This is a genomic window from Streptomyces sp. NPDC020884, from assembly GCF_044333935.1.
GTDB lineage: Bacteria > Actinomycetota > Actinomycetes > Streptomycetales > Streptomycetaceae > Streptomyces.
The window spans coordinates 371934-398918 of sequence record NZ_JBIRRY010000001.1; the positions used below are offsets into that span (position 1 = coordinate 371934).

A 26985-nucleotide genomic window follows, 5' to 3' on the forward strand; every position below is an offset into this window, starting at 1 on the left:
GCGGCATCATGAGCCGCCTGGAACCCGGCCGGATACCGGCGACGACGAGGACGGCGATGACGGGACGAACACCCACCGGCGCGGGACCGTGGCCGTACGCGGCCTGGGCGCTGACCCGGGCATGGCTGCTGGCCTGCGTGTTCAAGGTGCTCACTGTGCCCGGCCCGGACGTCACGGTGGACGTGTCGGTGATCTACCGGGGCTGGTACGAGGTACTGCTGACCGGCACGTATCCGCTGGACGACGTCACCTGGCAGTACCCGCCCGGAGCGGCCCTGGCGATCCTCTCCCCGGCCCTGCTGCCGTTCCTGGAGTACGCGGCCGCGTTCTTCGTGCTGGTGCTGCTCTGCGACGCGCTGGTGCTGGGTCTGCTCCTGTCCGCGGGGCGGCGGCCGGGGATACGGCGGGCGGGCGCCTGGGTGTGGATCGCGGGGGTGCCGCTGCTGGGGCCGACGGTCTACGCCCGGTACGACCTGATGGTGACGGCGGTCGCGGTGGCGGCGTTGCTGGCGGGGGTGCGCAGGCCTCGCGGGCTGGGGGCGCTGGCCGCGTTCGGGGCGCTGCTGAAGGGGTGGCCGGCGCTGCTGCTGGTGGGTGTGCGCAAGGGCCGCCCGACGCGGGCCGCCTGGTCGTCGGCGGCGCTGACAGGGGCCGGTCTCGCGGCCGCCTTCGCGCTGTGGATGCCGGGGGCGTTCGCGTTCCTGGCCTTCCAGCGGGACCGGGGCACGGAGGTCGAGTCGCTGGGGGCACTGGTCTTCCACCTCGCGCGGCGGTTCGGCTGGCAGGGGCGGGTGGAGCTGCGCTACGGCTCGCTGGAATTTCTCGGCCCGCATGTGGAGCTGGTCTCCACGCTGGCCCTGGGGCTCGGCGTCCTGGCGCTGGGCTGGCTGCTGCTGTGGCGGCTGCGGGCCCGGACCTTCGCGCCGCACACGCCGGCCGAGGCGGCCTTCACGGCGGTGCTGCTGTTCACGGTCACCAGCCGGGTGATCAGCCCGCAGTACGTGGTGTGGCTGGTCGGGCTCGCGGCGGTCTGCCTGGCGTTCCGGGCGGCCTCGATGGCGCTGCCGGCCGTCCTGGTGCTGGTGGCGTCCGGGGTGACGCTGCTGGAGTTCCCGATCGGCTTCGGCCATGTGGTGGCGAGCGACGGGTGGGGCGTGACGCTGCTGTTCGTACGGAACGGGCTGCTGGTCGCGGCCTCGCTGATCGCCGCGCGACGGCTGTGGCGCTCGACGGTGCCGGGGGCGCGGCGCGGGGCCGCGACGGCGGCGGCCGGCGGGGCGGTCCCGGCGCGCGGGGATCAGCCGAGCCGGGTGGCGAGGTAGTCGCGCCAGTCGGCGGTGAACTGCTCGGGGGTGGTGTCGAGCACCGCGTTCAGCGCCTGTTCGACCGCTCCCTCGCGCCCGGAGTGCGCGCCGACGGTCGCGTAGAACGCGATCAGCTTCTCCTTGCCCCAGCGCTCCGCGATCAGTTCGCAGGCCAGCCAGCCGCCCTCGTAGGCCCCCGCGAGCTTCGCGGGGTCGCCGTCGAAGCCGAAGTCCGGGTCGGCGGGGAGTTCGGCGGGGGTCTCGCCGCTCCGGACGGCTTCGGCCAGTTCGGGGGCGATCACGTCGGCGGCGCGGTCCTCGCCCCGGTAGGCGGTCCAGTCGGCGAAGCCCTCGGAGAGCCAGACCGGGGTGGCCGTCGAGGTGCTGGTCCGGGTGGCGACATGGGTCGTCTCGTGGGTCAGGACGATCCGCTGCCCGAAACTGCCCAGGGTGGCGTACGCCTGCGGGTTGACGATCACCCGGTCGGCGATGGCCGGGAGCTTGCCGGTACCGCCGACCTCGCCGGTGGTGACGGCGGCGATGCCCCGGTAGCTGGCCTCCGGCGAACCCAGCAGCCCCGCCATGTCCTGGACGGAGTCCGGGACGAGAACCACAACCCGGCGGGTCCAGGGGCGCGGCCAGGCGTCCGAGACGGCCGGTACGGCGAGGTCCACGGTGTCGGCGACCTGCCGCAGCTCGCTCTCGGGCCGTCCGACGCCCAGCACGATGCTGTGCGCGCCCTCGACGACCTCCACCTCGCCCTGCTGCCACAGCTGTCCCGGCGCGCCCTTGGCGGGCCGGTCGGCGGTGATCTGCCAGCGCTCGCCGTCCCGCATGAGCTCCAGCGTGCGGCGGCCGGCGACCGGAGCGGCGTCGTAGCCCTCGATCCGGTAGCGCAGCTCCACGTCGGCGGTGGCCCAGCGGCCGTCCTGCTTGGTGATGCCCTTGACGTCGTAGGTCCAGGACTTCAGGGGGACGTCGGCGAGGTTGGCGAGCTCGGTGCGCTGGGCGGCCCGCAGCTTCGCGGCGTCGGGGGCGAGGACGTCGAGGTAGCCCGCCGGGTCGTGGGCGAGGACGGCGGCCGCGCGGCGCTCCAGGGTGGCGTCGAGGGCGCCGGCGGTGAGGAAGGTGTCCGGCGCGGCGGGGGCCGTGCAGCCGGACGCGGTCAGGAGCGCGGCGAGCAGCAGGCCCGCCGCACGCCGCCGCCCCCGGGGGCCTCCCCCTCGCGCGTCACGTCCTCGTACGGCCACCCTGCCGATCGTACGGTCAGATCCGGGTGACCGAGGAGACCGGCATCATGCCGACCGGATCGTAGCGGACCGGGGCGCCCGGGTAGGGGGCGTGGATGACCTGGCCGTTGCCGACGTACATGCCGATGTGGCTGGCGTCCGCGCGGTAGGCGACCAGGTCACCGGGCTGGGCCTGGGAGAGCGGCACCATGCGGCCCGCGTGGCGCTGGGCCTGGGAGGTGCGGGGCAGGCTCACCCCGGCCTGGGCGTAGGCCCACTGCATCAGGCCGGAACAGTCGAATCCGGAGGGCCCGTTGGCGCCCCAGACGTAGGGTCTGCCGAGCGCCTGGTGGGCGGCGGCCACGGCGGACATCGCGCGGGCCGAACCGGGGGCGACGCCGGAGAGGTCGGGCAGTCCTTCGCGGCCGGAGCGGGAGGCCCGGTCGAAGGAGGCGCGTTCCTCGGGCGGCAGGGAGTCCAGCAGCCGACGGGCCGCCCGGAGCTTGCCCTCGACGGCGCGCTTGTGCCGGGTGACGGCGGCCCGGTTGCGCTCCAGGTCGGTCAGGGCGCGGGTGGTCTCGGCGCGGGTCTGGGCGAGTCCCCGCTGTGCGTGCCGCAGCTTGTCCAGGGTCATCGCCTGGCGGGCGCCGGCCCGGTCGAGGGCGGCGGCCTGCTCCAGGTAGGTGTCCGGGTCGGCGGAGAGCAGCAGCGCGAGCGCCGGATCGATGGAGCCGGTGCGGTACTGGGCGCCGGCCATGGCACCGAGCGCGTTGCGCATCCGGTTGACGCGTTCCTGGCCCCGGGCCGTGGCGTCCTGGGCGCGGTCGGCCTCGCCGCGCAGCCGGTCCACGCGCTCCCCGGCTTCGTTGTACCGCTCGGTGGCCTGCTCTGCCTCGCCGTAGAGACGGTCGACGGCGGCCTTGGCGCTCTCCCGGGTGTCCTTCGGGTCGGCGCTCGCCGGGGCCCCGGTCAGCGTCGCGGCCGCGGTGGCGGCGGCCGCCGAGATGACCGTGACCCGGACGCCTCTGTTGAAGCCGGACTGTGTGGAACGGCGATGGGACACCACAGGTAGCCGCACTCCCTTCCGCTGACGCGGTAGTGCGCAGCCCCTTGCCGCCCGGGGCGGGCGGACGGAGACCGGGAGCTGCACAGCAGCCAGACAGTAATCGGACGACTACGCACCGGCCAAAGACCGCGCCGGTGGCGGAAGGGGGGCCCAACGACGCCGCCCCGCCGGTGACCTTGGTCTCCGGCGGGGCGGGGCGTCAGCGTGGTGCGCGGCGATTCCCTCGTTCGGGCGTGCCGTGGCGTCAGATGCGGACGCCGAACTGGAAGGTGCCCATGTAGTCCATCGACTCGTAGCGGACGACGGTGCCCGGCTTCGGGGCGTGCAGGATCTGGTTGTTGCCGGCGTAGAAGCCGACGTGCGACAGACCGTTGAAGAAGACCAGGTCGCCCGGCCGGAGCTGGCCGCGACCGATCCGCTGGCCGTCGTTCTGCTGGGTGTACGTGGTCCGGGTGATGGAGACGCCGGCCTGGGCGAAGGCCCACTGCGTCAGCCCGGAGCAGTCGTAGGAGTTGGGGCCCGAGCCGCCGGAGACGTACGGCTTGCCGAGCTGGGTGGCCGCGGCGCTGAGGGCGGCGGCTCCACGGCCGGACGCGGGCGCCTCGTTGCCGAGTTCGACCCGGTCGCCGGCGTCGCGGCTGGCGCGCTGCTCCTCCTGGGCCATCTTGGTGCGCTCGGCCTGGGTCAGCGTGTTGAGCAGCTGCTGGGCGTCGGCGAGCTTGCCCTGGTACTTCTTCTTGTTCTCGCCGAGCGCCTTGCGGACGTCGGCGAGGTCGCCGAGCTTGTCCTGGGCTTCCTTGCGCTGCTGGGCGAGGGTGCGCTGCTTGGACTGGATCTTCTGCAGCGACTCCGTCTGCTTGACCGTCAGCTGGTCGAGCGCGGAGGCCTGGTCGAGGAAGCTGTCCGGGTCCGAGGCGAGGAAGAGGGCAACGGAGGGGTCGATGCCGCCGGAGCGGTACTGCGCGGTGGCGATCGAACCGAGTTCGGTGCGCAGCGTGTTGAGCTCGGCCTGGCCGCGGGCGACCTTGTCCTGGAGCGCGTCGACTTCCTTCTTCAGGTTGTCCTGCTGCTCCTTGGCCCCGTTGTACTTCTCGGTGGCCGCCTCGGCCTCGTGGTAGAGCTTGTCGACCTTCGCCTTGACTTCGCTCTTGCTCGGCTTGGGATCGGCGTGAGCGGCCTGGGAGGTCAGGGCCACGGCCGCAGCGGCGGTCGCGGTGAGCACGGTCACGCGGGTGCGGCTCGGCTGCTTGGGACGACGGTGGGACGCCACGAAGGCGAGCTCCTTCTTCCTCGAGCCGCCTACCGGGCTATGGGGGGACGGAATCCCCGGCTCCGTGCACGTCACGGACTCGGCGGTTCCTTCGCTGCCACCCCGGATGGGTGATCAACCGTGCGAAGGTTCGAGGCCTGACCCTAGTGACCATCTTGTGATCAGTTCAAATCCTCACAGGATTTTTCTCGTCACATCAGGCACTTCTTTACTCTCACCCCACCGCGTGTAGCGGCGACTTGACGGTACGTTCCCATAAATCCGGCATGTCACACATGCCACCCATACGCCTTTAGACGCGCGAAAGGCGCTTGAGGAGCAAGACGGACGCAACCGGTCTCGCCCCGGCCTTGGCCACACCGTCCGCGACCTCGCGGTCGGTGGAGACGACCACCACGGGCCGTCCCGGCGGTTCCGCGCGGGCCAGTTGGCGGATCAGCTCGTCCGCCGTGACCCCGGCCTTGCTGAACAGCACCCGCACGCCGCGCGGCGGGGCCAGCAGCACCGGGGCGGCCAGTTCGGCCCCGTCGAAGACACAGGTCATCTCGGCGCCGGTCTGCGCCGCGAGCACCGAGAGGCCGCCCAGCAGCCGCAACCGCTGCTTCTCCAGCGGCATCTGGGGATAGCCGGTCTTGGTGACGTTGTAGCCGTCCACGATGAGGTGCGCCTGCGGCAGTGCCAGCAGTTGGTCCAGCAGGGCCGGATCGGTCTCCGAAAGGGCCCTGGCGGCAATGTCCTTGGGCGACATCCGGCCCGGCTCCACCGCGTCCACGGTGTCGGCGGGATGCGTCGTCGCCGGGGGGAGCGCCAGCTCCCGGCGCAGCCCCGAGGCCGCGTCCAGCACGGTGTCCAGCAGCAGCCGCAGCCGCATATCCTCCACCGAGCGGCCCTCGCGGGCGGCCCGCCGGCTCGCCTCCAGCGCCGCCTCGGCCTCCCCCAGCCGTCCCTTGAGCCGGCGCGACTCGCTCTCCACGGCGGAGAGCTGGGCGGCCGTCTCGGCCCGCGCGGTGTCGGCCTCGGCTGCGCCCCGGCGCAGGGCGGCCTCGCCGCGCTTCACCTCGCTCAGGGCGCTGCGCAGCTTGCGGTGCAGCGACTCGGCCTCCTTGCGGGACGCCTCCAGCTCGCCGCGCAACCGCTCGGTCTCGGTGCGGGTGTGGGCGCGGGCCCGTTCCAGCTCCTCGCGCAGATGCTCCAGTTCGCGCCGGGTCTCCTCGTCCGCCCGTTCCGCGTCGGCGCGCTGGACTTCCTCGCCGGCCGCCTCGACCAGCTTGACCCAGCCGACCGGACGCAGCACATAGGCGGCGGCGGCCACATCGAGGGGATCGGCGGCCGCAGGCGGCGAACCCGCCTCCAGGGCCTCGGTCAGCTCGGGCTGGGACTGGCCGAGCCGCTCACCGATCCGCTGCCGGAAGAGGGCGTCACTCTCCAGCGCGGCGGCCATCGCGTTGCCCGCGAACTTCGCCCGCCGGGTCGGGGTGAACCGGGCATACTGCCGCAACTGGGCGGGGAGTTCGGCGATGGTCAGCCCGCCGAAGGCGTCCGAGACCAGGGCGACGACCCGCCGTCGCACACCCTCGGGCAGCGGACGGCCGAGCGCCTCTGCACCGCCGTCGGCCTCGTCGGCCGGTCCGGCGCCGCTGGTCGGCTGATCCACCGTCCGTCACCCCATAGATATGTCGATGGGCGCGCTCCCTCAGGAAGCGGCGCCCGGCCTGTCCACCAGTTCGATCTGATCCACCGCATTGCACCAACGACAGCGGACCGACTCGATGGTCTCACTGACGACCTCCCGCTCCTCGACACTCGACTCACCGGCCAGGTCGAGGTGCACGTACTCCACGACCTTGGAGGAGCGGGTCACGTCGAAGCGCGTGAGGTTGCCGCACAGCGTGCAGCGCCAGCGGGTCCCGTCGGTCGGCAGGGGAACCGTCGTCATCGTTGCGTCCTCTTTCGTCGTCTCCAGGAGCCCGCGCCGGGCGCGCCGCCGCGACTCCACCTGTCTACGTCAAGGATCTCGCGGTGCGCCGTCGAACTGCGGAAGTCCTGGCGTAACCCTACGGCCTCGCGTATAGGCATCGGCACGGCGAGGCGCTCCGTCCCCTTCTCCGCCGGTACGTCATGCTCTGTACATGATCGAGTGGCGGCAGGCCGACTGGCGGACCACGGCCGGGAGGATCCGGGACGCGGCGGCGTCGAGCGGCGCCCCGGTCACGTACGGACTGATCGGCGTCTGCTGCGTGATCTTCCTGATCAGCCCGCTCTCCGGCTTCGGTGGCGCCGCCTACCGGAACGAGGACGCGCTGCTCGCCGCGCAGGCCGGGTACTTCGAGCGGTGGGGGGTGATCCCCGCGGAGCTGTGGGAGGGCTCCGCGCATGCGCTGCTCACGCCGTTCACCGCGCTGTTCGTGCACGGCAGCTGGCTGCACCTGCTGGGGAACCTGCTGTTCCTGTACGTGTTCGGCGCGATGGCCGAGGAGCGCATGGGCCGGGTGCAGTTCGCCCTCTTCTACGTGGGCTGCGGCTATCTGGCCCTGGTCTGCTACGCGGCGGCGCACGCGGACTCCGAGCAGACGCTGGTCGGGGCGTCGGGGGCGATCTCCGCGGTGCTCGGCGCGTTCCTCCACCTGTTCCCCAGGACCCGGGTCACCAGCCTGTTCCCGTTCCTCTTCTTCCTGCCGCTGCGCTTCCCCGCCTGGATCGTGCTGGTCTTCTGGTTCGCCCTCCAGTGGGCGGCGGCGCAGGGAGCGGGCAGCGGTCCCGGCGTGGCGTATCTGGCCCATGTGGCGGGGTTCGCGGCGGGGTTCCTCTACGCATGGGTGCGGTACGGCCGGAGGGCTAAAGTGAAGGTTCCAGCCACCGAGGGAGACAGCCAGCCGTGATCACCGCGATCGTGCTCATCAAGACCAGCGTGGACCGGATTCCGGAGATCGCCGAGGCCATCGCCGCGCTGGACAGCGTCAGCGAGGTCTTCTCCGTCACCGGCACCTACGACCTGATCGCCATGGTCCGGGTCGCCCGGCACGACGACCTCGCCGATGTCATCCCCGGCCGGATCAGCAAGATCCCGGGCGTCGAGGGCACCGACACCCATGTCGCGTTCCGCACCTACTCCCAGCACGACCTGGAAGCCGCGTTCGCCATCGGCCTCGACGCGTAGGCGTACCGGCGACACACCCCGGCCGGGGACAGGCAGCGCGCCTGTCCCCGGCCGGGGCGTTTCAGGGGGTCCCTCAGACCTGGGCGGCCTCGCCCCGGTCCGGGACGCAACGGCCGTCCTCGGTGCGGTACTTCCACTGGGCGCCCTCGCTGACCAGCTCGGCGACCGCGCGCAGGAACCGCTCGATGTGCTCGTCCGGCGTGCCCGCGCCGAAGCTCACCCGGATCGCGTTCAGGGACCGCTCGCCCGGCTCGGCCTCCGGCGCGCCGCACTCGCCCGGGTCCTGCGGGTCGCTGCCGAGCAGGGTGCGCACGAGCGGGTGCGCGCAGAAGAGGCCGTCGCGGACACCGATGCCGTACTCCGCGGAGAGCGCGGCGGCGAAGTGCGAGCTGTTCCAGCCGCGCACCACGAAGGAGATGACGCCGACCCGGGGCGCGTCGTCGCCGAACAGCGAGAGCACCTGCACCTCGGGCACCTCGGCGAGGCCCTCGCGGACCCGGGTCACCAGCTCCTGCTCCCGGGCGACCAGGGAGTCGAAGCCCGCCTCGGTCAGGGCCTTGCAGGCGGAGGCGATGGAGTAGACGCCGATGACGTTGGGCGAACCGGCCTCGTGGCGGGCGGCCGTGGTGTGCCAGTCGACGTCCACGCCGCCGTCGGCGCGCCGGGCGACCTTGCGGGAGGCGCCGCCGCCGGCGAGGTACGGCTCGGCCACCTCGAGCCAGTCGGCGCGGCCGGCCAGGACCCCGGAGCCGAACGGCGCGTACAGCTTGTGGCCGGAGAACGCGACCCAGTCGACGTCCAGTTCGGCGATGTCCACCGGGTGGTGCGGGGCGAGCTGCGCGGCGTCCAGGACGATCCGGGCGCCGTGCGCGTGGGCGGCGGCGGCCAGTTCCCGCACGGGCCACAGCTCGCCGGTCACGTTGGAGGCGCCGGTGACGCAGACGAGGGCGGGGCCGTAGGGGTCGCGGTCGGCCAGCGCGCGCTCCAGGGTCTCGACGGCCTGGGCCGGGGTGCGCGGCGCGTTGAGGTAGGTGACCTGGGCGTCGCGCCAGGGCAGCAGGGACGCGTGGTGCTCGGTCTCGTACACGAACACCTGGCAGCCGGCGGGGATCGCGGCGGCCAGCAGGTTGAGGGAGTCGGTCGTGGAGCGGGTGAAGACCACCTGGTCGTCCGCGCGGCAGCCGAGGAACTCCGCGACCGTGCGGCGGCTGTTCTCGAAGAGGTCGGTGGAGAGCTGCGAGAGGTAGCCGGCCCCGCGGTGGACGCTGCCGTAGTACGGGGCGTACGCGGCGACGTCGTCCCAGACCCGCTGGAGGGCCGGGGCGCTGGCGGCGTAGTCGAGCGCGGCGTAGGTGACCTCACCGCCGGTGACGAGCGGAACAGTGACGTCCTGGCCCAGAACGGGCAGCGGGGCACAAACCGACGAGTCGAGGACAGCGGTGGAGACAGACATGGCGAACTCCCGTAACAGGCAGGCGAAGAGGTCCGGGGCAACCCGGATATGCGCGGTCGTGCGCCGGCGGGTACGCGGCAGCGCAGGAACGGGCGGGAAAGGTGCGCGGAAGAGGGCCGACGGGCCCTAACGCATTCGCTTGCTCACAGAAGGCTCCCTAGGGACCAGGACCCCGGGGGCTGACATCCGCTGGATGCCGAGGGGCCCGCGCTTGCCGCAGACCTCGCTGCCTACGGCCTGGTCTTCACCCGGGGCACCCCGCCACGGACGGAGGGTTGCCGGACAGCGGGCCGGGGCCGTAGTCGCTGTCACTCATGACCTGCGCAGCATCTTGCCATACGTATGCACACACGCAAGGGCGCAGTCCGGCATCCGGACTGCGCCCTGTGTCACACCGTGTGCGCCGAAGGTGTCTCTCCGGTGCGCTCAGGCGTTGCTGGCGGCGATCCAGCGTTCCAGTGCCTGCTTGGCCGCGCCGGAGTCGATGGCCTCGGCCGCCACCGCGATCTTGGCCGCGAGCTGCTCGGTCAGCGTGCCGGGGCCGGGGTCCAGGGCGACCAGGGCCGCCGCCGTGTTGAGCAGCACCGCCTCGCGGACCGCGCCGCTCTCGCCGTCCAGCAGGCGGCGGGCCACATCGGCGTTGTACGAGGCGTCGGCGCCGCGCAGCGCCTCGACGGGGACGATGGGCAGGCCGACGTCGCGCGGATCGAAGGGCTCCTCGCGGACGGCCCCGTCGCGCACCACCCAGACCCGGGAGGTGGCGGTGGTGGTCAGCTCGTCGAGGCCGTCGTCGCCGCGGAAGACCAGCGCGGAGTTGCCCCGGTCGGCGAGGACGCCCGCGACGATCGGCGCCATCCGGGCGTCGGCGACGCCGACGGCCTGGGCGCGCACCTGGGCCGGGTTGGTGAGGGGGCCCAGGATGTTGAACGTGGTCTGCGCTCCGAGTTCCTTGCGGGCCTTGGCGGCGTACCGCAGGGCGGGGTGGAACTTCACGGCGAAGCAGAAGGTGATGCCCGCCTGTTCGGCGACCTCGACGACCCGCTGCGGGGTCAGCTCCAGGTTGACGCCGAGCTTCTCCAGCACATCGGAGGAGCCGCTCGCGGACGAGGCGGCCCGGTTGCCGTGCTTGACGACCTTGGCGCCGGTGCCGGCGACGACGATCGCGGACATGGTCGAGATGTTGACCGTCCTGGCCAGGTCGCCGCCGGTGCCGACGATGTCGACGGTGCGGCCCGGCACATGGATGGTCCTGGCGTGGCTGTACATCGCCCGGACCAGACCCGTGACCTCGTCGACGGTCTCGCCCTTGGCCCGCAGCGCGACGGCGAACCCGGCGATCTGCGCGTCGGTGGCCTCGCCGCTCATGATGCGGTCCATGGCCCAGGCGGTCTCCTCGGAGCTGAGGTTCTCGCCGCGCAGCAGGGGGTTCAGGAGGCCGGGCCAGGAACGGTCCGCCACGCTGTCGCCGCCGTTCGGGGTCACAACGTTCATGGTCCGCTCCAGGGTCCACAGCCGGGTAGGGAAGATGGGTCCACCTTATCCAGCCGCAGGGACCGCGAAGAGCCCCGTCCATCGGATGGACGGGGCTCTCACGGTGGCGATCGGTTCAGGTGATCAGTGGTGGCCGTGGCCCTCGCTGATCTCCTTGTACTCCTCGGGGGTGGCCTTGGGGATCTGGTTCCCCTCGGCGAAGTACCCCTTGCTGAGCTTGGCGCGGACCTTCTGCACCGGGGAGATCCTGCGCTTGACGCCGTTCTCGTCGACCGCGGGGCCGAGTTCGAGCGGCTGGTACTGCTCGTGCGCCGTGAGCGTGTGCAGCTGCTCCGGGCTGAGCGGCTCGTGGATCTCGACGAACTCACCGTGCGGCAGGCGCTTGATGATGCCGGTCTCGCGACCGTGCAGCACCTTCTCCCGGTCGCGGCGCTGGAGGCCGAGGCAGATCCGCTTGGTGACGATGAACGCGATGACCGGTCCGACGAAGAAGAAGATCCGGACGAACCAGGTGATCGAGTTGATCGACAAGTGGAAGTGCGTGGCCCACAGGTCGTTTCCACCGCCGACGAGGCCGATGAAGTACGCCGTGACCCAGGCGACGCCGAGGCCCGTACGGGTCGGGGCGTTGCGCGGGCGGTCCAGGATGTGGTGCTCGCGCTTGTCCCCGGTGATCCAGGACTCGATGAACGGGTACATCGCGGGCAGGGTGAGGACCAGGCCGAAGAGAACCAGCGGGATGAGCACGCCCAGGGCGAGCGTGTGGCCCCAGAGGTTGATCTCCCAGCCCGGCATCACACGGACCAGCCCCTCCGCGAAGCCCATGTACCAGTCGGGCTGGGCGCCGGTGGACACCTGGTCGACGCGGTACGGACCGAGCGCCCAGATCGGGTTGATCGTGGCGACGGCCGAGATGGCCGCGATGACGCCGAAGACCAGGAAGAAGAACCCTCCGGCCTTCGCCATGTACACGGGCAGCAGCGGCATGCCGACGACGTTCTTGTTGGTCTTGCCGGGGCCCGCGAACTGCGTGTGCTTGTGGTAGAAGACCAGGATCAGGTGGGCCACCAGCAGGCCGAGCATGATGCCCGGCAGCAGCAGGATGTGGACCGAGTAGAACCGGGCCACGAAGTCGTGGCCGGGGAACTCGCCGCCGAACAGGAACATCGAGATGTACGTGCCGACGATCGGCACGGACAGGATCGCGCCCTGGGTGAAGCGGACACCCGTACCGGAGAGCAGGTCGTCCGGGAGGGAGTAGCCGGTGAAACCGGTGAACATGCCCAGCACGAACAGCAGGAAGCCGAAGAGCCAGTTGATCTCGCGCGGCTTGCGGAAGGCGCCCGTGAAGAAGACGCGCATCATGTGCACGAACATGCCGGCCAGGAAGATCAGCGCGGCCCAGTGGTGGATCTGCCGCACGAGCAGACCACCGCGGACCTCGAAGCTGATCTTCAGGGTCGAGGCGTAGGCCTCGGACATCCGGATGCCCTGCATGGGCTCGTACGGACCGTGGTAGACGATCTCGCCCATGCTCGGCTGGAAGAACAGCGTCAGATACACACCCGTGAGGATGATGATGATGAAGCTGTAGAGGCAGACCTCACCGAGCATGAAGGACCAGTGGTCCGGGAAGATCTTGCGCATGTTGGCCTTGGCCAGGCCGTAGATGCCCAGCCGGCCGTCCGCCCAGTCGGCCACCCGCTCGCCGGCCGGAGCCTTGCGTCCGCCCGCCGGTCCGGCGGCGGAAGGGTTCTTTGTCGCAGTACTCATCCGCGCTCCCAGAAGGCAGCACCGACGGGCTCGTCGAAGTCGCCGAGCGCCTCGAGGTTGCCCTCGCTGTTGACACCGATCCGCAGCTGCGGAAGGGGGTGGCCGGCCGGACCGAAGATGACGCGAGCGCCGTCGGAGAGGTCGAAGGTGGACTGGTGGCACGGGCAGAGCACGTGGTGCGTCTGCTGCTCGTACAGGCTGATCGGGCAGCCGACGTGGGTGCAGATCTTGGAGAACGCGACGATGCCCTCGTGGGCCCAGGCCAGCTGGCGCTTGTCCTTGATGTCGTCCGGCTCGATGCGGATGATCATCAGGGCCGCCTTGCCCATCTGCGTCTGGAAGTCGTGCGACTCCGGGTCGAGACCCTCGGGCATGGCGAAGGCCAGCGACCCGACAGTGATGTGCTCGGGGCGCAGCGGCTTCATCGTGTTCATGTTGATGAGCTGCTTGCCCTCCGCCCACAGGGTGGTGCGGAGCTTCTTCTCCGGCAGCGGACCGAGGTCGCGCAGCAGGACCACGCCGGAGAGCGGCACCAGGGCCAGCGCACCGAACATGGTGTTGCGGATCAGCTTGCGCCGACCGATCGCGGACTCCTCGGCGCCGGCCGCGAAGTCCGCCAGGACCTGCGCCTTGACCTCGGGCGCGGCCTCGATCGGGTGCCGGTCCGCGGCGACCTCGACGTCGGACATCAGGGTGCGCGCCCAGTGGACGGCCCCCGCGCCGATGAAGAAGAGCGCGGCGCCCAGGGTGAGACCCAGGGAGAAGTTGAGCGCGCTCACATGGCCGAAGGGCCAGATGTAGACGATCTTGTCCACCGGGAAGATGACGTAGGAGGCGATGAAGCCCACCGTCGCCAGCATCGAGAGGGTGAACATGAACGCGACGGCCCGCTCCGAGCGGTTCGCGGCTCGTTCGTCGAGGTCCTGGATGCGCGGCTGGTGGGCCGGCAGCCCCGGGTCGGCGAACGGGTCGTCCGTACCCTCCACCGCGCCGTGCGCGGTCTCCTGCACCACGGGCAGGCTGTCTTCTGGAATCTGTTGGCTACTCATGACTTCTTGGCCTTAGCGGTGTGGGCCGCGACCCAAACGGCGACTGCGACGAGCGCGCCGAGTCCGAAGATCCAGGCGAACAGACCTTCGCTGACCGGACCGAGACCCCCGAGGGCGAGACCGCCGGGGCTCTCCGTCTCGTCACCGTTCACGGACTCGATGTACGCGATGACGTCCTTCTTCTCCTGCTCCGGCAGCGTCGTGTCGGGGAAGGAGGGCATGCTCTGCGGGCCGGTCTGCATGGCCTCGTAGATGTGCTTCGGGCTCACGCCTTCGAGGTCAGGTGCGTACTTGCCCTCGGTCAGGGCTCCGCCCTTACCGGTGAAGTTGTGGCACTGGGCACAGTTGGTGCGGAACAGTTCGCCGCCGTTGGCGACGTCCGCGCCCGCCGGGTCGACCTGCTTGTCCGTCGGCGTGACCGGACCGGCGCCGAGCGACGCGATGTACGCCGCGAGCTGGTCGATCTCCGCCTGGGTGTAGATGACCTTCTTCTTCGGTACCTGGGCGCCCGGCTGCTGCGCGGGCATACGGCCCGTACCGACCTGGAAGTCGACGGCGGCGGAGCCCACGCCCACGAGGGACGGCCCGTCGGTGGTGCCCTGACCGCCGGTTCCGTGGCAGCTGGCGCAGCCTACGGAGTACAGCTTCTTGCCCTCTTCGATGGCGAGGGACTGGGCGGTTTCATCGGCCTGCGCCTTGCCCGCAGGCGCAAACGCGGCGTACAGCCCCCCGGTGGCCGCCAGCGCGAGGAGGAGTACGACAACCGCCGCCAGCGGATGGCGTCGTCGTGCGGAGAGCTTTTTCACGGATTACCCCGGTGTCAGGATCTTCTGCGTCGATGGTGGGTGGGTGCGAGCCCGGTTACTTGATCATGTAGATCGTTGCGAACAGGCCGATCCATACGACATCGACGAAGTGCCAGTAGTAGGACACGACGATGGCGGCGGTGGCCTGATCGTGGGTGAACCTCTTGGCCGCGTACGTTCTGCCGAGGACCAGCAGGAAGGCGATGAGACCGCCTGTCACATGCAGGCCGTGGAAGCCGGTGGTCAGGTAGAACACCGAGCCGTACGGGTCGGACGAGAGGGAGAGCCCCGCGTCCTTGACCAGCTCGGTGTACTCCAGGACCTGGCCGCCGATGAAGATCGCACCCATCACGAAGGTGATGATGAACCAGGTGCGGAGCTTCTTCACATCGCCCCGCTCGGCGGCGAAGACGCCGAGCTGGCAGGTGAGTGAGGAGAGCACCAGGATCGTGGTGTTCGTCGCCGAGAACGGGAAGTTCAGATGGCCGGCCATCTCCTTCCAGTAATCGGGTCCAGTCACCGATCGCAGGGTGAAGTACATCGCGAAGAGGGCCGCGAAGAACATCAGCTCGGAACTCAACCAGATGATGGTTCCGACGCTGGTGAGGTTCGGTCGATTGACCGACGGGTGCGCGTGCCCGGTTTCTACTGTCGTTGCTGTCGCCACGACCGACATTATGTCGGTCGCTTATCCCGCCCTCACCCCGGGGGGTGCCGTTCGGTGTGTCCGCCCCGTCTGCAGGGGTCGCACCCTGCGCCGAACGGCCCATCGAATCGTCGTCATTACCGGTGCTGACGGGCGGTCGGGCGGAGTACGATCCGCGCATCGGTTCATGCCCCGAGAGCCCCGACGACGCCGATGTCACGGAGGAACAATGCAGGCGACCGCCACGGTCCTGGTCTACAGCGACGACGCCAACATCCGCGAGCAGGTGAGGCTGGCAGCCGGCCGCAGGCCTGCCGCGGACGTGCCACCGGTGGAGTTCCTGGAGTGCGCGACGCTTCCGGCCGTCCTGGCGGCGCTGGACAACGGCGGCGTGGACGTCTGCGTGCTCGACGGCGAGACGGCTCCCGTCGGCGGCATGGGCGTCTGCCGTCAGATCAAGGACGAGATCTTCCGCTGCCCGCCGGTGCTCCTGCTGATGGGCCGCCCGCAGGACGCCTGGCTGGCCACCTGGAGCCGCGCGGAGGCCGCTGTGACGCTCCCGGTGGACCCGGTGGAGTTCCCCGACGCGCTGGCGGCGCTGCTGCGCCGCCGGCTCGCCGTGGAGGCCTGAGGGGCCCCTGCGGCCCGCTGAGGGACGTTCCGGGCCGGAGGCGACTCTCCGGGCCCGGGGTCAGACGTGGGGACGCAGCCGGGCGGCCTGGAGCGTCTGCGGACTGTCCGGCGCCCCCTCGTTGAGGGCGCTGCCCTTCTGCCACTTCTCCCAGGACAGGTTCCAGTCGCCGAACCCGTTGTCGAACGGGGTCATGTCCTCGCCTTCGCTGCCGACGACCTTGACGATGTCGCCCTGGCGCACGGTGTCGAAGAACCATTCGGCGTTGCCGGTGCTCATGCCGGTGCAGCCGTGGCTCACGTTGGCATTGCCCTGGGAGCCGGTGGACCAGGGGGCGGCGTGGACGTACTCGCCGCTCCAGGTCACCCGGGTGGCCCAGTAGACCGGCAGGTCGTACGACTCCGAGGAGCCGGCGGCGATGCCGATGCTCTCGCCGCGCATGCGTACGAACTGCTCCTTGGCGAGCACCACCTTGACGCCGTTGCGGGTGGAGAAGCCGGGCTTGCCGGTGGTGACCGGAATGGTATTGATCACTTCTCCGTTGCGGAGCACCGTCATGGAGTGGTCCGAGGCGTCGGTGACGGCCTCGATCCGGTCGCCCGTGGCGAACTTCAGGGGCTTGGCCTCGGCTCCGTAGAGGGCGTTGGTCACCTTGATGCCCGCCAGGTTGGAGCGCACCTCGACGGCGGCGTTCGCGGGCCAGTACTCCTTCGGGCGGTAGTGCAGGTTCTTGTCGTCGACCCAGTACCAGGAGCCGGTGACCGCCGGGGTGGAGCGGACCTTCAGGGCGCGCTCGACGGTGGCCCGGGACGCCTTGTCGGTGATGGGCGCGCTGAGCTCCGCCGTGATGGGCTGTCCGACGCCGTAGGTGCCCGTCTCCGGGCCGAAGGCCACCTTCAGCAGCTTCTTGGGCGAGGAGGTGTCGAAGGAGAGCGTACGGACGCCCGGGGCGCCGTCGCCGTTCTCCGTGGCGACCCTGACGGTGTATCCGGTGCCGGCCGCGAGCGGGGCGGTGGAGCGCCAGCGCTTCCCGTCGGCGGAGAGCTCCCCCGCGAGGTGGCGGCCGCCGGTGTCCACGGCGCTGACGTCGGTGATGCGCCCGTCGTCGCCCTTGACCGTGACTTCCAGGGGCTTGTCGGGGTCGGCCTTCTCCTTCTTGGAGGGGCCGTTGAAGGAGACCTGGTCACCCGCGTCGTACGGCTTCGTCGAGAGCGGGTGACCGTCGGGCGAGCCACAGGCGGTCGCACCCGCGACGAGGGTCACGACCAGCAGGGTGCAGCTCACTACGGTGCGGATGCGCGGCGTGTGGTTCATGCGGTCCACGCTAAGAAGATTCGTCCGTTCCAGCGCGTTCAATGACTGCAAACGGGCGAAAGGCCCGCGTCGCTGTCGGCGATGCGGGCCCCTCGTGGTGTAGCGCGTGTCACTGGGTGCGGCTCTCGCCCCGGTAGTACTCGAAGACCCAGCCGAAGAGGCCGATCAGGAGCAGGGGTGCGGAGAAGTAGAGCAGCCACCAGCCGAAGACGACGCCCATGAAGGCGAAGGCTCCGCCGACCGCCAGGGAGAGCGGCTGCCAGCTGTGCGGGGAGAAGAACCCGAGCTCGCCCGCCTCGTCGGCGACGTCCGCTTCCTTGTTGTCCTGGGCCATCGCGTCGACCCGGTTGGCCGTGAAGGCCAGGTAGAAGCCGATCATGATGGACAGCCCGAAGGCGAGGAAGAGGGCCGTGGTGCCGACCGGCTCCTTCGACCACACGCCGTACACGACGGCCATGGCGAGGATGAAGACGCTCAGCCAGATGAACATCTGTCCCTGGATCTTCACTTGCCTGCCTCCTTGCCGCCGGCGAGGGCCTTGTCCGAATCGGCGAGGTGATCGAGCTGTTCGAGCGCCGTGATCTCCGGGTGGTGCAGGTCGAACGCCGGGGATTCGGAACGGATCCGCGGCAGGGTGAGGAAGTTGTGCCGCGGCGGCGGGCAGGAGGTCGCCCACTCCAGCGAACGGCCGTAGCCCCACGGGTCGTCGACCTCGACCTTCTTGCCGTACTTGGCGGTCTTCCACACGTTGTAGAAGAACGGCAGCATCGACAGGCCGAGCAGGAACGAGGAGATCGTCGAGATCGTGTTCAGCGCGGTGAAGCCATCGGCGTCGAGATAGTCCGCGTAACGACGCGGCATGCCCTCGGCGCCGAGCCAGTGCTGCACCAGGAACGTCCCGTGGAAGCCGACGAACAGCGTCCAGAACGTCACCTTGCCGAGCCGCTCGTCCAGCATTTTCCCGGTGAACTTCGGCCACCAGAAGTGGAATCCGGAGAACATCGCGAAGACCACGGTGCCGAAGATGACGTAGTGGAAGTGCGCGACGACGAAGTACGAGTCCGAGACGTGGAAGTCCATCGGGGGCGAGGCGAGGATGACGCCGGTCAGACCACCGAAGGTGAAGGTGATCAGGAAGCCGACGGCCCAGAGCATCGGTGTCTCGAAGGACAACGACCCCTTCCACATCGTGCCGATCCAGTTGAAGAACTTCACCCCTGTCGGCACGGCGATGAGGAACGTCATGAACGAGAAGAACGGCAACAGCACGCCGCCCGTCACGTACATGTGGTGCGCCCACACCGTCACGGAGAGGCCGGCGATGGCGATCGTCGCGGAGATCAGACCGATGTAGCCGAACATCGGCTTGCGGCTGAAGACCGGGATGACCTCGGAAATGATTCCGAAGAATGGCAACGCGATGATGTACACCTCTGGATGGCCGAAGAACCAGAAGAGGTGTTGCCAGAGCAATGCGCCGCCATTGCTCGCGTCGAAGATATGCGCACCGAATTTTCGGTCCGCCTCCAGCGCGAAGAGCGCGGCCGCCAGGACCGGGAAGGCCAGCAGGACCAGGACACCGGTCAGCAGGACGTTCCAGGTGAAGATCGGCATGCGGAACATCGTCATGCCGGGTGCGCGCATGCAGATGATCGTGGTGATGAAGTTGACCGAGCCGAGGATCGTGCCGAAGCCGGAGAAGGCCAGACCCATGATCCACATGTCGGCGCCGACGCCCGGCGAACGGACCGCGTCCGAGAGCGGGGAGTAGGCGAACCAGCCGAAGTCGGCCGCGCCCTGCGGGGTGAGGAAGCCCGCCACCGCGATGAGCGAGCCGAAGAGGTACAGCCAGTACGCGAACATGTTCAGCCGCGGGAACGCCACGTCGGGCGCGCCGATCTGCAGCGGCATGATCCAGTTCGCGAATCCGGCGAACAGCGGCGTCGCGAACATCAGCAGCATGATCGTGCCGTGCATCGTGAACGCCTGGTTGAACTGCTCGTTCGACATGATCTGCGTACCCGGACGGGCCAGCTCGGCGCGCATGAAGAGCGCCATGAGTCCGCCGATGCAGAAGAACACGAACGACGTGACCAGGTAGAGCGTACCGATCGTCTTGTGGTCAGTGGTGGTCAGCCACGTCACGACGATGTTTCCCGGCTGCTTGCGCCGCACCGGCAGCTCGTCCTCGTACGAGTCGTCTGCTGGAGCGGCACCCTGAGGTTCGTTGAGGATGCTCACAGTTGGTTCTTCTCCGCATTCCTGGCCGGGTCCGTCTGCTCGATGCCTGCCGGCACGTAGCCCGTCTGACCCTTCTCAGCCAGCTCCTTGAGGTGCTGCTGGTAACGCTCCGGGGAGACGACCTTGACGTTGAAGAGCATCCGGGAGTGGTCGGCGCCACAGAGTTCGGCGCACTTGCCCATGAAGGTGCCCTCCCTGTTGGGAGTGACCTCGAACGCGTTGGTGTGGCCCGGGATGACGTCCTGCTTCATGAGGAACGGCACCACCCAGAAGGAGTGGATGACGTCACGTGAAGTAAGGACGAAGCGGACCTTCTCACCCTTCGGCAGCCACAGGGTCGGACCCGGGTTGCCGTTCTGCGGGTTGCGGGTCCCGGGGATGCCCACGTCGTAGACGCCGCCGGCGCCCTCGGGGAAGTCCTCGCGGAACCGGTCGGGGATGGCGTCGAGTTCCTTGGGGATCTCGGGGCCCGCCGCCGGCTGGCCGTCCACCTTCTCGATGTAGTTGAAGCCCCAGCTCCACTGGAAGCCGACCACGTTGATGGTGTGGGCGGGCTTTTCGGAGAGCTCGAGGAGCTTCGACTCATCTCGCGCGGTGAAGTAGAAGAGCACCGAGACGATGATGAGGGGAACCACTGTGTACAACGCCTCGATGGGCATGTTGTACCTGGTCTGCGGAGGTACCTCCACCTTGGTCCGGCTACGCCGGTGGAAGAAGACACTCCAGAGGATCAGTCCCCAGACAAGGACGCCCGTGACGAGCGCTGCCGCCCACGAGCCTTGCCAGAGGGAGAGGATCCGAGGGGCCTCTTCCGTTACCGGGGTGGGCATACCGAGGCGGGGGAAATCCTCCCAGTTGTATGAACAACCGGAGGCCGTCGCCAGGACCAGGCCCGCAGTCAGCACCTGCGGCAGCTTCCGCCGCATCGGGCGCCGCGACAAGCGGTCGGAGCCGTTGGGACTCACGTAGCGCCTTCCCGAGAGTCTCGCCCGCACGGTCGGCGCGCCCGTATGTCTCTGGTCGGTCGCCGGCCCTGACGCGGGCAGGGGTTTGGATGTTTATGCGGACCAAACCCTACTGGACGCTATTTGGGGTCGCGCGGGGAGGGTGCCCAACGCGCCGCCCGACACCCCCATGGAGTGGAATCCGGGTCTCCGGCCCCCATCTGACGCCCACTCGCCCACCTCGCCGGGAGCGACCCCCGGCGAGGTGGGACCGGGTGCGGGCTAGCGTGGCGGGGTGCCCTACTTCGACGCCGCCTCCGCCGCCCCCCTGCACCCCGTCGCACGCCAGGCGCTGCTTGCCGCGCTCGACGAGGGCTGGGCCGATCCCGCCCGTCTGTACCGGGAGGGGCGGCGGGCCCGGCTGCTCCTGGACGCGGCCCGGGAGGCCGCCGCGGAGGCCGTCGGCTGCCGTCCGGACGAACTGGTCTTCACCTCGTCCGGGACGACGGCGGTGCACGCGGGAATTGCCGGGGCCCTTTCGGGGCGTCGGCGTGTCGGCAGCCATCTGGCCCTCTCCGCGGTCGAACACTCCTCGGTACTCCATTCGGCCGCGGCCCACGAGGCGGCGGGCGGTTCGTTCACCGAGGTCCCGGTGGACCGCTCGGGAGCGGTGGATCCGGCGGCGTACGCCGGGGCGTTGCGGGCGGACACCGCGCTGGCCTGCCTCCAGTCGGCCAACCACGAGGTGGGCACCGAGCAGCCGGTGGCGGAGGTGGCAGCGCTCTGCGCGGAGGCCGGGGTGCCGCTGCTGGTGGACGCGGCCCAGTCGCTCGGCTGGGGGCCGGTCCCGGCGGGCTGGTCGCTGCTGACGGCGAGCGCGCACAAGTGGGGCGGTCCGGCCGGGGTGGGGCTGCTCGCCGTCCGCAAGGGGGTGCGCTTCTCGCCCCGGGGCCCGGCCGGGGAGCGGGAGTCGGGGAGGGCTCCGGGGTTCGAGAACCTGCCGGCGATCGTGGCGGCGGCGGCCTCGCTGCGCGCGGTACGGGGCGAGGCGGCGGCGGAGTCGGTGCGGCTGCGGGCCCTGGTGGACCGGATCCGGACCGTCGTCGCCGAGCGGGTGCCCGATGTGGAGGTGGTCGGCGATCCGGAGCGGCGGCTGCCGCATCTGGTCACCTTCTCCTGTCTCTATGTCGACGGGGAGACCCTGCTGCACGAGCTGGACCGGAGGGAATTCTCCGTATCATCCGGTTCGTCCTGTACGAGCAGCACGCTGACGCCCAGCCATGTCCTCAAGGCGATGGGCGTGCTCTCGGAGGGGAACGTCCGGGTGTCGCTCCCGCCGGGCACGGCCGGGGCGGAGGTGGACCGCTTCCTTGAGATCCTCCCGGGGGTGGTCGCCGACGTCCGCGAACGGCTCGGCGCCCCGGCCGCCGCGCCCCCCTCCCCCGGGCCCGCCGCCTCCCTGGTGGTCGACGCGCGGGGCCGCCGCTGCCCGATCCCGGTGATCGAACTCGCAAAGGTGATCGGGGAGGTGGCGGTGGGCGCCACGGTGACGGTGCTCGCCGACGACGAGGCGGCGCGCCTGGACATCCCGGCCTGGTGCGAGATGCGCGGCCAGGAGTACATGGGCGAGGAGCCGGCGGACCACGGTTCGGCCTATGTGGTCCGCCGGCTCGGCTGACCCCGGTTACGAGGTGCGGCCCACCGCGTTACGCGAGGTGCCCGCGGACCTCGGTGGCGGCCTCGTGGCCGTACGCCTTGGTGAAGCGGTCCATGAAGTGGGTGCGGCGCAGGGTGTACTCCTGGGTGCCGACCGTCTCGATGACCAGCGTGGCGAGCATGCAGCCGACCTGGGCGGCGCGCTCCAGGCCGACGCCCCAGGCGAGGCCGGAGAGGAAGCCGGCCCGGAAGGCGTCGCCGACGCCGGTGGGGTCGGCCTTGGTCTCCTCCTCGGGGCAGCCGACCTCGATGACCGGCTCGCCGACCCGCTCGATCCGGACACCGCGGGCGCCGAGGGTGGTGACACGGTGGCCGACCTTGGCGAGGATCTCCTCGTCGCTCCAGCCGGTCTTGGACTCGATGAGCCCCTTCTCGTACTCGTTGGAGAAGAGGTAGGTGGCGCCGTCGAGGAGGATGCGGATCTCGTCGCCGTCCATCCGCGCGATCTGCTGCGAGAAGTCCGCGGCGAACGGGATGTTCCGGGAGCGGCACTCCTCGGTGTGGCGGAGCATCGCCTCGGGGTCGTCGGCGCCGATGGAGACGAGGTCGAGGCCGCCGACGCGGTCGGCGACGCTCTTCAGCTCGATGAGGCGGGCCTCGCTCATCGCGCCCGTGTAGAAGGAGCCGATCTGGTTGTGGTCGGCGTCGGTGGTGCAGACGAAACGGGCGGTGTGCAGGACCTCGGAGATGCGGACCGACCCGGTCTCGACGCCGTGCCGGTCGAGCCAGGCGCGGTACTCGTCGAAGTCCGACCCGGCGGCGCCGACCAGAATCGGGCCGGTGCCGAGCAGGCCCATCCCGAAGCAGATGTTGGCGGCGACACCGCCCCGGCGCACATCGAGGTTGTCGACCAGGAAGGAGAGGGAGACCGTATGCAGCTGATCCGCGACCAGCTGGTCGGCGAAGCGGCCGGGGAAGGTCATGAGGTGGTCGGTGGCGATCGAGCCGGTGACTGCAATACGCACGGGGAGGCTGCTCCTGCGGAAGGCGAAGGGCCGCGAGTGCGCCCTCCGGGACGACGTGACAGTTCACGCTACCGGGTGAGCCGCCGACCGGGAAAAGGGAAAACTACCCGATAGTAGGCCTTTCTACCTGAGCTCGACCGTGGTTACGGTGCGGATATGTCGAAGCACACCGCACTGCCCGAGTCGGAATTGAGCCTGGCCGCACTGCGCGGAGACTGCGCGCGGATGGCGCCGCACTGGACGGCGCCCACCAAGAAGGTGCCGGTCACGGTGGAGCCGTCGCTGATCAACGGAGTGAAGGTGCCGCCCGCGTCGGCGCGGCTGATCGACGCGATGTCCGAGTACGGCGACTGACGGCGGGCCCGGGGCGGGCCGGGCGACCACATCTTTCGGCCCTTTCCGCGCAGATTCCGGCGGAAACCGTACGGTGCCCGCGCCCGGACCGCCGCGGCTGCGGGAACCGCACGCTCCTCTGCTCCGTCCCACCGGTGTCCCCGTCGGGGGCACGCGGTAGGCAGGCACCGCGACGGCAACGCAGTCGAAGGAGCGATCCGGTGAGCACCGAGCGACCCGACAACGACGTGACCGGCCCCCGGCGGCGGCGTCCGCCGCTCGCGGTGGCCTCGGTGGCCGCGGCCGTACTGCTGGCCGGAGGCGGCGGGGCGTACTGGGCCTCGACCGCTTCGGGCGACGGCGGCGCGACGGACAGCGGTGCGGCGGCCAGGGACTCGGCCCCCCTGCTGGCCCTGGACGCTGCCGCGGACGGCACGAGCAGCACTCCCCCGGACAGCGCTCCCCCCGGCATCGCCCCCGGCGAACCGGACCCGGGCGGCCCGCCCGTGGTCTACCGGGCGGCGGACGAACTCCCCGACGGCCCGGACGAGGCGGCGGTCCACCACGCGAAGGGCACGGTCGCGTCGGCCGACGTCGCCCGGCTGGCGAAGGCGCTGGGCATCCCGGGCTCGCCGCGCACCGAGGGCACGTCCTGGGTGGTCGGCGACGAGGACGGCCCCGGCGCGCTCCTGAAGGTGACCAAGCAGGCCCCGGGCACCTGGACGTTCGCCCGCACCACTCCCTCCAAGCCCTGCGAGTCGGAGACGCTGTGCACCAATGACATGCCGGGGTCCGGCGGCGACCCGGTGAGCGAGAAGGCGGCGAAGGCGGCCGCGGCCCCGGTGCTCAAGGCGGCCGGGCAGGACGACGCGGCGCTCGACGCGGGCCAGTTGATGGGCGACGCCCGTGTGGTGAACGCCGATCCGAAGATCGACGGGCTCCCGACGTACGGCTGGTCGACCGGGGTCCAGGTGGGCCCGGACGGCAAGGTGGCCGGCGGCAGCGGACACCTGAAGGCGCTGGAGAAGGGCGACACCTACCCGGCGGTCGGCGCGGACGCGGCGCTGAAGCAGCTGAACGCGGCGAGCAAGGGCCGGGGCGACGGGGGCCGGGACATCGGCGGCTGCGCCACTCCCGCCCCGCTGAAGGGTGAGCCGAAGCCCTCGGGTCCCGACTGCGTGCCGTCCAACGGCAAGCGGGCGCCGGTGACGCAGACGGTCCAGGACGCGGTGTTCGGCCTCGCCCTGAACTACGTGGACGGTCGGCAGACGCTGGTGCCGTCCTGGCTGTTCACGGTCCGCCAGGCTCCGGGCGGCCCGGAGAGCACCGTCACACAGGTCGCCGTGGACCCGAGGTTCATCCAGAAGCCGGACGCCCCGACGACGCCCTCCGGGGACCGGAAGGTGAGCTCGTACGGCGCGGACGGGCGGAGCCTGGAGGTCACGTTCTGGGGCGGCGTGTGCAGTACGTACACGGCGAGCGCCGAGGAGAGCGCGGGCCAGGTGCGGATCTCCGTCACGGAGAAGCCGCAGGAGGGCAAGAAGGCCTGCATCATGATCGCCAAGGAGCTGACGCGGACGGTGACGCTGGATAAGCCGCTGGGCGACCGCACGGTGATCGACGCCGCGTCGGGCGGCGCGGTGCCGCGCGGCTGACGCGTACCCACGCAGCGCGTACACACGAAGGCGGCCCCGGGATCAGTCCCGGGGCCGCCTTCGTGAGCCGTGCACGCGAAGCTCAGCTGAACGAGTCGCCGCAGGCGCAGGAGCCGGAGGCGTTCGGGTTGTCGATCGTGAAGCCCTGCTTCTCGATGGTGTCGACGAAGTCGATGGAGGCGCCGCCCAGGTACGGGGCGCTCATCCGGTCGGTGACGACCTTGACACCGTCGAAGTCCTTCACCACGTCACCGTCGAGCGAACGCTCGTCGAAGAAGAGCTGATAGCGCAGGCCCGAGCAGCCGCCGGGCTGAACGGCGACGCGCAGCGCCAGGTCCTCGCGGCCTTCCTGCTCCAGCAGGCCCTTGACCTTGGCGGCGGCGGCGTCGGACAGGAGGATGCCGTCGCTCACGGTGGTGGTCTCGTCCGATACGGACATCTGCTTCTCTCCCGGGTTGTACGGACTGCTTGCCGACGGTTCAACCGCCTCGGCCGCGGATTCATTCCGCGCCAAGCGCTTGTCTGTTCCTTTTCATGCTCGCACACCCTGCCGCCCGGGGGATGCGTCACATCGACGCTATCGGCATCGTCAAAGTGACACGAAGCGGCTATGATAGATAGCGTCAAATAGACGAAAAGGCGAGTCCGCCGAAGTTCTCCGCGGAAGCTCTCGCGGAGATCACAGAGTTCGCAGACTAGAAAGGGTGCGTGACGTGACCACGGCCCAGCCCCTGGACGTACAGCCGACACCGCTCGCGCTCCTGCTGCTCGGCCGTGAGGCCGACCCGAGGAGCGAGCGCGGCGTCGAATGCCCCGGCGACCTCCCCTCCCCGTCCGACCCGGACCTGGTGGAGCGCGCCCGCGTCGCGAAGGAGAAGCTCGGGGACAAGGTGTTCGTCCTCGGCCACCACTACCAGCGCGACGAGGTCATCCAGTTCGCGGACGTCACCGGCGACTCGTTCAAGCTGGCCCGCGACGCGGCGGCGCGCCCCGAGGCGGAGTACATCGTCTTCTGCGGTGTGCACTTCATGGCCGAGTCCGCCGACATCCTCACCACGGACGACCAGGCGGTCGTGCTGCCCGACCTGGCGGCCGGCTGCTCGATGGCCGACATGGCCACCGCCGAGCAGGTCGCCGAGTGCTGGGACGTCCTGACGGAGGCCGGGGTCGCCGATCAGGTGGTGCCCGTCTCGTACATGAACTCCTCCGCCGACATCAAGGCGTTCACCGGCAAGCACGGCGGCACGATCTGTACGTCGTCGAACGCGAAGAGGGCCCTGGAGTGGGCCTTCGAGCAGGGCGAGAAGATCCTCTTCCTCCCCGACCAGCACCTGGGCCGCAACACGGCCGTGCGGGACATGGGGCTGACCCTGGAGGACTGCGTCCTCTACAACCCGCACAAGCCGAACGGCGGCCTCACCGCCGAGCAGCTGCGCGACGCGAAGATGATCCTGTGGCGCGGGCACTGCTCGGTGCACGGCCGCTTCTCGGTCGAGTCGGTCGAGGACGTCCGGGCCCGGATGCCCGGGGTCAACGTGCTGGTGCACCCGGAGTGCAAGCACGAGGTCGTCGCCGCCGCGGACTACGTGGGCTCGACGGAGTACATCATCAAGGCCCTGGAGGCGGCCCCGCGCGGCTCGAAGTGGGCCATCGGCACGGAGCTGAACCTGGTCCGCCGCCTGGCGAACCGTTTCGCCGCGGAGGACAAGGAAATCGCCTTCCTCGACAAGACGGTCTGCTTCTGCTCGACGATGAACCGCATCGACCTGCCGCACCTGGTCTGGACCCTGGAGTCGCTGGCCGACGGCAAGCTGGTCAACCGGATCGAGGTCGACCCGGAGACGGAGAAGTACGCCAAGCTCGCGCTGGAGCGGATGCTCGCGCTGCCGTAGAGCCGCGCCGGTCCCGGACGGCCGGAAGCCCCGGTGTGCCGCATGTCGGC

25 protein-coding genes and 1 riboswitch are annotated in these 26985 nt (G+C 70.3%); of the genes, 8 read left to right on the forward strand and 17 right to left on the reverse strand.

The window, feature by feature from the left end:
- The first annotated feature begins 56 nt into the window (after window positions 1-56).
- Window positions 57-1322, forward strand: coding sequence for a glycosyltransferase 87 family protein (locus ACH4UK_RS01710; protein WP_398354094.1), 1266 nt, complete (start codon window positions 57-59; stop codon window positions 1320-1322).
- On the opposite strand, the gene ACH4UK_RS01715 is transcribed toward ACH4UK_RS01710, so the two are convergent.
- The 5 genes from ACH4UK_RS01715 to ACH4UK_RS01735 form a co-directional block, all read right to left on the reverse strand.
- Window positions 1298-2554 (reverse strand): hypothetical protein, encoded by a 1257-nt coding sequence (locus ACH4UK_RS01715; RefSeq protein WP_398354095.1) that lies wholly within the window; start codon window positions 2552-2554, stop codon window positions 1298-1300. The genes ACH4UK_RS01710 and ACH4UK_RS01715 overlap by 25 nt on opposite strands.
- Window positions 2555-2570: 16 nt before the next feature.
- Complete coding sequence (locus tag ACH4UK_RS01720; RefSeq protein ID WP_398354096.1) at window positions 2571-3599, reverse strand: NlpC/P60 family protein; 1029 nt, start codon at window positions 3597-3599, stop codon at window positions 2571-2573.
- A 244-nt stretch (window positions 3600-3843) separates the two neighbouring features.
- Window positions 3844-4869: an NlpC/P60 family protein gene (locus ACH4UK_RS01725; RefSeq protein WP_398354097.1), complete on the reverse strand. Its 1026-nt coding sequence runs from the start codon at window positions 4867-4869 to the stop codon at window positions 3844-3846.
- Window positions 4870-5161: 292 nt separating this feature from the next.
- Complete coding sequence (locus tag ACH4UK_RS01730) at window positions 5162-6523, reverse strand: NYN domain-containing protein (protein WP_398354098.1); 1362 nt, start codon at window positions 6521-6523, stop codon at window positions 5162-5164.
- A 39-nt stretch (window positions 6524-6562) separates the two neighbouring features.
- On the reverse strand, window positions 6563-6805 hold the full coding sequence (locus tag ACH4UK_RS01735) for a hypothetical protein (protein ID WP_015608051.1): 243 nt from the start codon (window positions 6803-6805) through the stop codon (window positions 6563-6565).
- A gap of 193 nt (window positions 6806-6998) precedes the next feature.
- On the opposite strand from ACH4UK_RS01735, the gene ACH4UK_RS01740 reads away from it, so the two are divergent.
- Together ACH4UK_RS01740 and ACH4UK_RS01745 are read left to right on the forward strand one after the other, a co-directional pair.
- Entirely contained in the window at window positions 6999-7748 is a 750-nt protein-coding gene (locus tag ACH4UK_RS01740; protein ID WP_398354099.1) for a rhomboid family intramembrane serine protease, read from the forward strand.
- A complete protein-coding gene (locus ACH4UK_RS01745; protein WP_003969641.1) occupies window positions 7745-8026 on the forward strand; it encodes an Lrp/AsnC family transcriptional regulator in 282 nt (93 codons plus the stop codon). The genes ACH4UK_RS01740 and ACH4UK_RS01745 overlap by 4 nt, the downstream gene beginning before the upstream one ends.
- A gap of 73 nt (window positions 8027-8099) precedes the next feature.
- Here the strand turns inward: ACH4UK_RS01745 and ACH4UK_RS01750 are convergent, their stop codons facing one another.
- The 6 genes from ACH4UK_RS01750 to ACH4UK_RS01775 all read right to left on the reverse strand — a co-directional run bounded on the left by ACH4UK_RS01750 (window position 8100) and on the right by ACH4UK_RS01775 (window position 15274).
- Window positions 8100-9479: an aminotransferase class V-fold PLP-dependent enzyme gene (locus tag ACH4UK_RS01750; protein ID WP_398354100.1), complete on the reverse strand. Its 1380-nt coding sequence runs from the start codon at window positions 9477-9479 to the stop codon at window positions 8100-8102.
- A gap of 202 nt (window positions 9480-9681) precedes the next feature.
- Window positions 9682-9799: riboswitch (SAM riboswitch) on the reverse strand.
- A gap of 106 nt (window positions 9800-9905) precedes the next feature.
- Entirely contained in the window at window positions 9906-10970 is a 1065-nt protein-coding gene (gene trpD, locus ACH4UK_RS01755) for an anthranilate phosphoribosyltransferase (RefSeq protein ID WP_398354101.1), read from the reverse strand.
- A gap of 123 nt (window positions 10971-11093) precedes the next feature.
- On the reverse strand, window positions 11094-12743 hold the full coding sequence (locus ACH4UK_RS01760) for a cytochrome bc complex cytochrome b subunit (RefSeq protein ID WP_398354102.1): 1650 nt from the start codon (window positions 12741-12743) through the stop codon (window positions 11094-11096).
- Window positions 12740-13792, reverse strand: coding sequence for a Rieske 2Fe-2S domain-containing protein (locus ACH4UK_RS01765; RefSeq protein WP_398354103.1), 1053 nt, complete (start codon window positions 13790-13792; stop codon window positions 12740-12742). The genes ACH4UK_RS01760 and ACH4UK_RS01765 overlap by 4 nt, the downstream gene beginning before the upstream one ends.
- A complete protein-coding gene (locus ACH4UK_RS01770) occupies window positions 13789-14598 on the reverse strand; it encodes a c-type cytochrome (protein ID WP_398354104.1) in 810 nt (269 codons plus the stop codon). The genes ACH4UK_RS01765 and ACH4UK_RS01770 overlap by 4 nt, the downstream gene beginning before the upstream one ends.
- A 55-nt stretch (window positions 14599-14653) precedes the next feature.
- Window positions 14654-15274, reverse strand: a complete 621-nt coding sequence (locus tag ACH4UK_RS01775; protein WP_398354105.1) for a heme-copper oxidase subunit III — start codon at window positions 15272-15274, stop codon at window positions 14654-14656.
- 199 nt (window positions 15275-15473) lie between these two features.
- Between ACH4UK_RS01775 and ACH4UK_RS01780 the strand changes: the two genes are divergently transcribed.
- Window positions 15474-15875 carry a hypothetical protein gene (locus ACH4UK_RS01780; protein ID WP_398354106.1) on the forward strand — a complete coding sequence of 134 codons (402 nt, stop codon included), beginning with the start codon at window positions 15474-15476 and terminating at the stop codon, window positions 15873-15875.
- A 60-nt stretch (window positions 15876-15935) separates the two neighbouring features.
- On the opposite strand, the gene ACH4UK_RS01785 is transcribed toward ACH4UK_RS01780, so the two are convergent.
- The 4 genes from ACH4UK_RS01785 to coxB form a co-directional block, all read right to left on the reverse strand.
- The gene (locus ACH4UK_RS01785) at window positions 15936-17189 is read right to left on the reverse strand and encodes an Ig-like domain-containing protein (protein WP_398354107.1); all 1254 of its coding nucleotides are present in this window, start codon (window positions 17187-17189) and stop codon (window positions 15936-15938) included.
- Window positions 17190-17298: 109 nt separating this feature from the next.
- Window positions 17299-17697: a cytochrome c oxidase subunit 4 gene (locus ACH4UK_RS01790; protein WP_398354108.1), complete on the reverse strand. Its 399-nt coding sequence runs from the start codon at window positions 17695-17697 to the stop codon at window positions 17299-17301.
- Window positions 17694-19430: a cytochrome c oxidase subunit I gene (ctaD, locus tag ACH4UK_RS01795; RefSeq protein ID WP_398354109.1), complete on the reverse strand. Its 1737-nt coding sequence runs from the start codon at window positions 19428-19430 to the stop codon at window positions 17694-17696. Before ctaD ends, ACH4UK_RS01790 begins: the two co-directional genes overlap by 4 nt.
- Entirely contained in the window at window positions 19427-20395 is a 969-nt protein-coding gene (gene coxB, locus ACH4UK_RS01800; protein ID WP_398354911.1) for a cytochrome c oxidase subunit II, read from the reverse strand. The genes ctaD and coxB overlap by 4 nt, the downstream gene beginning before the upstream one ends.
- A gap of 274 nt (window positions 20396-20669) precedes the next feature.
- Between coxB and ACH4UK_RS01805 the strand changes: the two genes are divergently transcribed.
- Complete coding sequence (locus ACH4UK_RS01805) at window positions 20670-22052, forward strand: cysteine desulfurase/sulfurtransferase TusA family protein (protein WP_398354110.1); 1383 nt, start codon at window positions 20670-20672, stop codon at window positions 22050-22052.
- A gap of 28 nt (window positions 22053-22080) precedes the next feature.
- On the opposite strand, the gene ACH4UK_RS01810 is transcribed toward ACH4UK_RS01805, so the two are convergent.
- Window positions 22081-23055 carry a carbohydrate kinase family protein gene (locus tag ACH4UK_RS01810; protein WP_398354111.1) on the reverse strand — a complete coding sequence of 325 codons (975 nt, stop codon included), beginning with the start codon at window positions 23053-23055 and terminating at the stop codon, window positions 22081-22083.
- Window positions 23056-23211: 156 nt separating this feature from the next.
- On the opposite strand from ACH4UK_RS01810, the gene ACH4UK_RS01815 reads away from it, so the two are divergent.
- Window positions 23212-23409, forward strand: a complete 198-nt coding sequence (locus ACH4UK_RS01815; protein WP_398354112.1) for a hypothetical protein — start codon at window positions 23212-23214, stop codon at window positions 23407-23409.
- Window positions 23410-23609: 200 nt separating this feature from the next.
- Complete coding sequence (locus ACH4UK_RS01820) at window positions 23610-25043, forward strand: hypothetical protein (RefSeq protein WP_398354113.1); 1434 nt, start codon at window positions 23610-23612, stop codon at window positions 25041-25043.
- 82 nt (window positions 25044-25125) lie between these two features.
- Here the strand turns inward: ACH4UK_RS01820 and ACH4UK_RS01825 are convergent, their stop codons facing one another.
- On the reverse strand, window positions 25126-25482 hold the full coding sequence (locus tag ACH4UK_RS01825; RefSeq protein WP_007451212.1) for an iron-sulfur cluster assembly accessory protein: 357 nt from the start codon (window positions 25480-25482) through the stop codon (window positions 25126-25128).
- 265 nt (window positions 25483-25747) lie between these two features.
- On the opposite strand from ACH4UK_RS01825, the gene nadA reads away from it, so the two are divergent.
- Window positions 25748-26935, forward strand: coding sequence for a quinolinate synthase NadA (gene nadA / locus ACH4UK_RS01830; protein ID WP_398354114.1), 1188 nt, complete (start codon window positions 25748-25750; stop codon window positions 26933-26935).
- The last annotated feature ends 50 nt before the right edge of the window (window positions 26936-26985 follow it).

Excerpts from the sequence above, each read along its gene's own strand:
- ACH4UK_RS01710 (WP_398354094.1), top strand. The coding sequence starts at position 57 with ATGACGGGACGAACACCCACCGGCGCGGGACCGTGGCCGTACGCGGCC.
- ACH4UK_RS01735 (WP_015608051.1), bottom strand. The coding sequence starts at position 6,805 with ATGACGACGGTTCCCCTGCCGACCGACGGGACCCGCTGGCGCTGCACG.
- ACH4UK_RS01740 (WP_398354099.1), top strand. The coding sequence starts at position 6,999 with ATGATCGAGTGGCGGCAGGCCGACTGGCGGACCACGGCCGGGAGGATC.
- ACH4UK_RS01750 (WP_398354100.1), bottom strand. The coding sequence starts at position 9,479 with ATGTCTGTCTCCACCGCTGTCCTCGACTCGTCGGTTTGTGCCCCGCTG.
- trpD (WP_398354101.1), bottom strand. The coding sequence starts at position 10,970 with ATGAACGTTGTGACCCCGAACGGCGGCGACAGCGTGGCGGACCGTTCC.
- ACH4UK_RS01760 (WP_398354102.1), bottom strand. The coding sequence starts at position 12,743 with ATGAGTACTGCGACAAAGAACCCTTCCGCCGCCGGACCGGCGGGCGGA.
- ACH4UK_RS01765 (WP_398354103.1), bottom strand. The coding sequence starts at position 13,792 with ATGAGTAGCCAACAGATTCCAGAAGACAGCCTGCCCGTGGTGCAGGAG.
- ACH4UK_RS01775 (WP_398354105.1), bottom strand. The coding sequence starts at position 15,274 with ATGTCGGTCGTGGCGACAGCAACGACAGTAGAAACCGGGCACGCGCAC.
- ACH4UK_RS01780 (WP_398354106.1), top strand. The coding sequence starts at position 15,474 with ATGCAGGCGACCGCCACGGTCCTGGTCTACAGCGACGACGCCAACATC.
- ACH4UK_RS01785 (WP_398354107.1), bottom strand. The coding sequence starts at position 17,189 with ATGAACCACACGCCGCGCATCCGCACCGTAGTGAGCTGCACCCTGCTG.
- ACH4UK_RS01815 (WP_398354112.1), top strand. The coding sequence starts at position 23,212 with ATGTCGAAGCACACCGCACTGCCCGAGTCGGAATTGAGCCTGGCCGCA.
- ACH4UK_RS01825 (WP_007451212.1), bottom strand. The coding sequence starts at position 25,482 with ATGTCCGTATCGGACGAGACCACCACCGTGAGCGACGGCATCCTCCTG.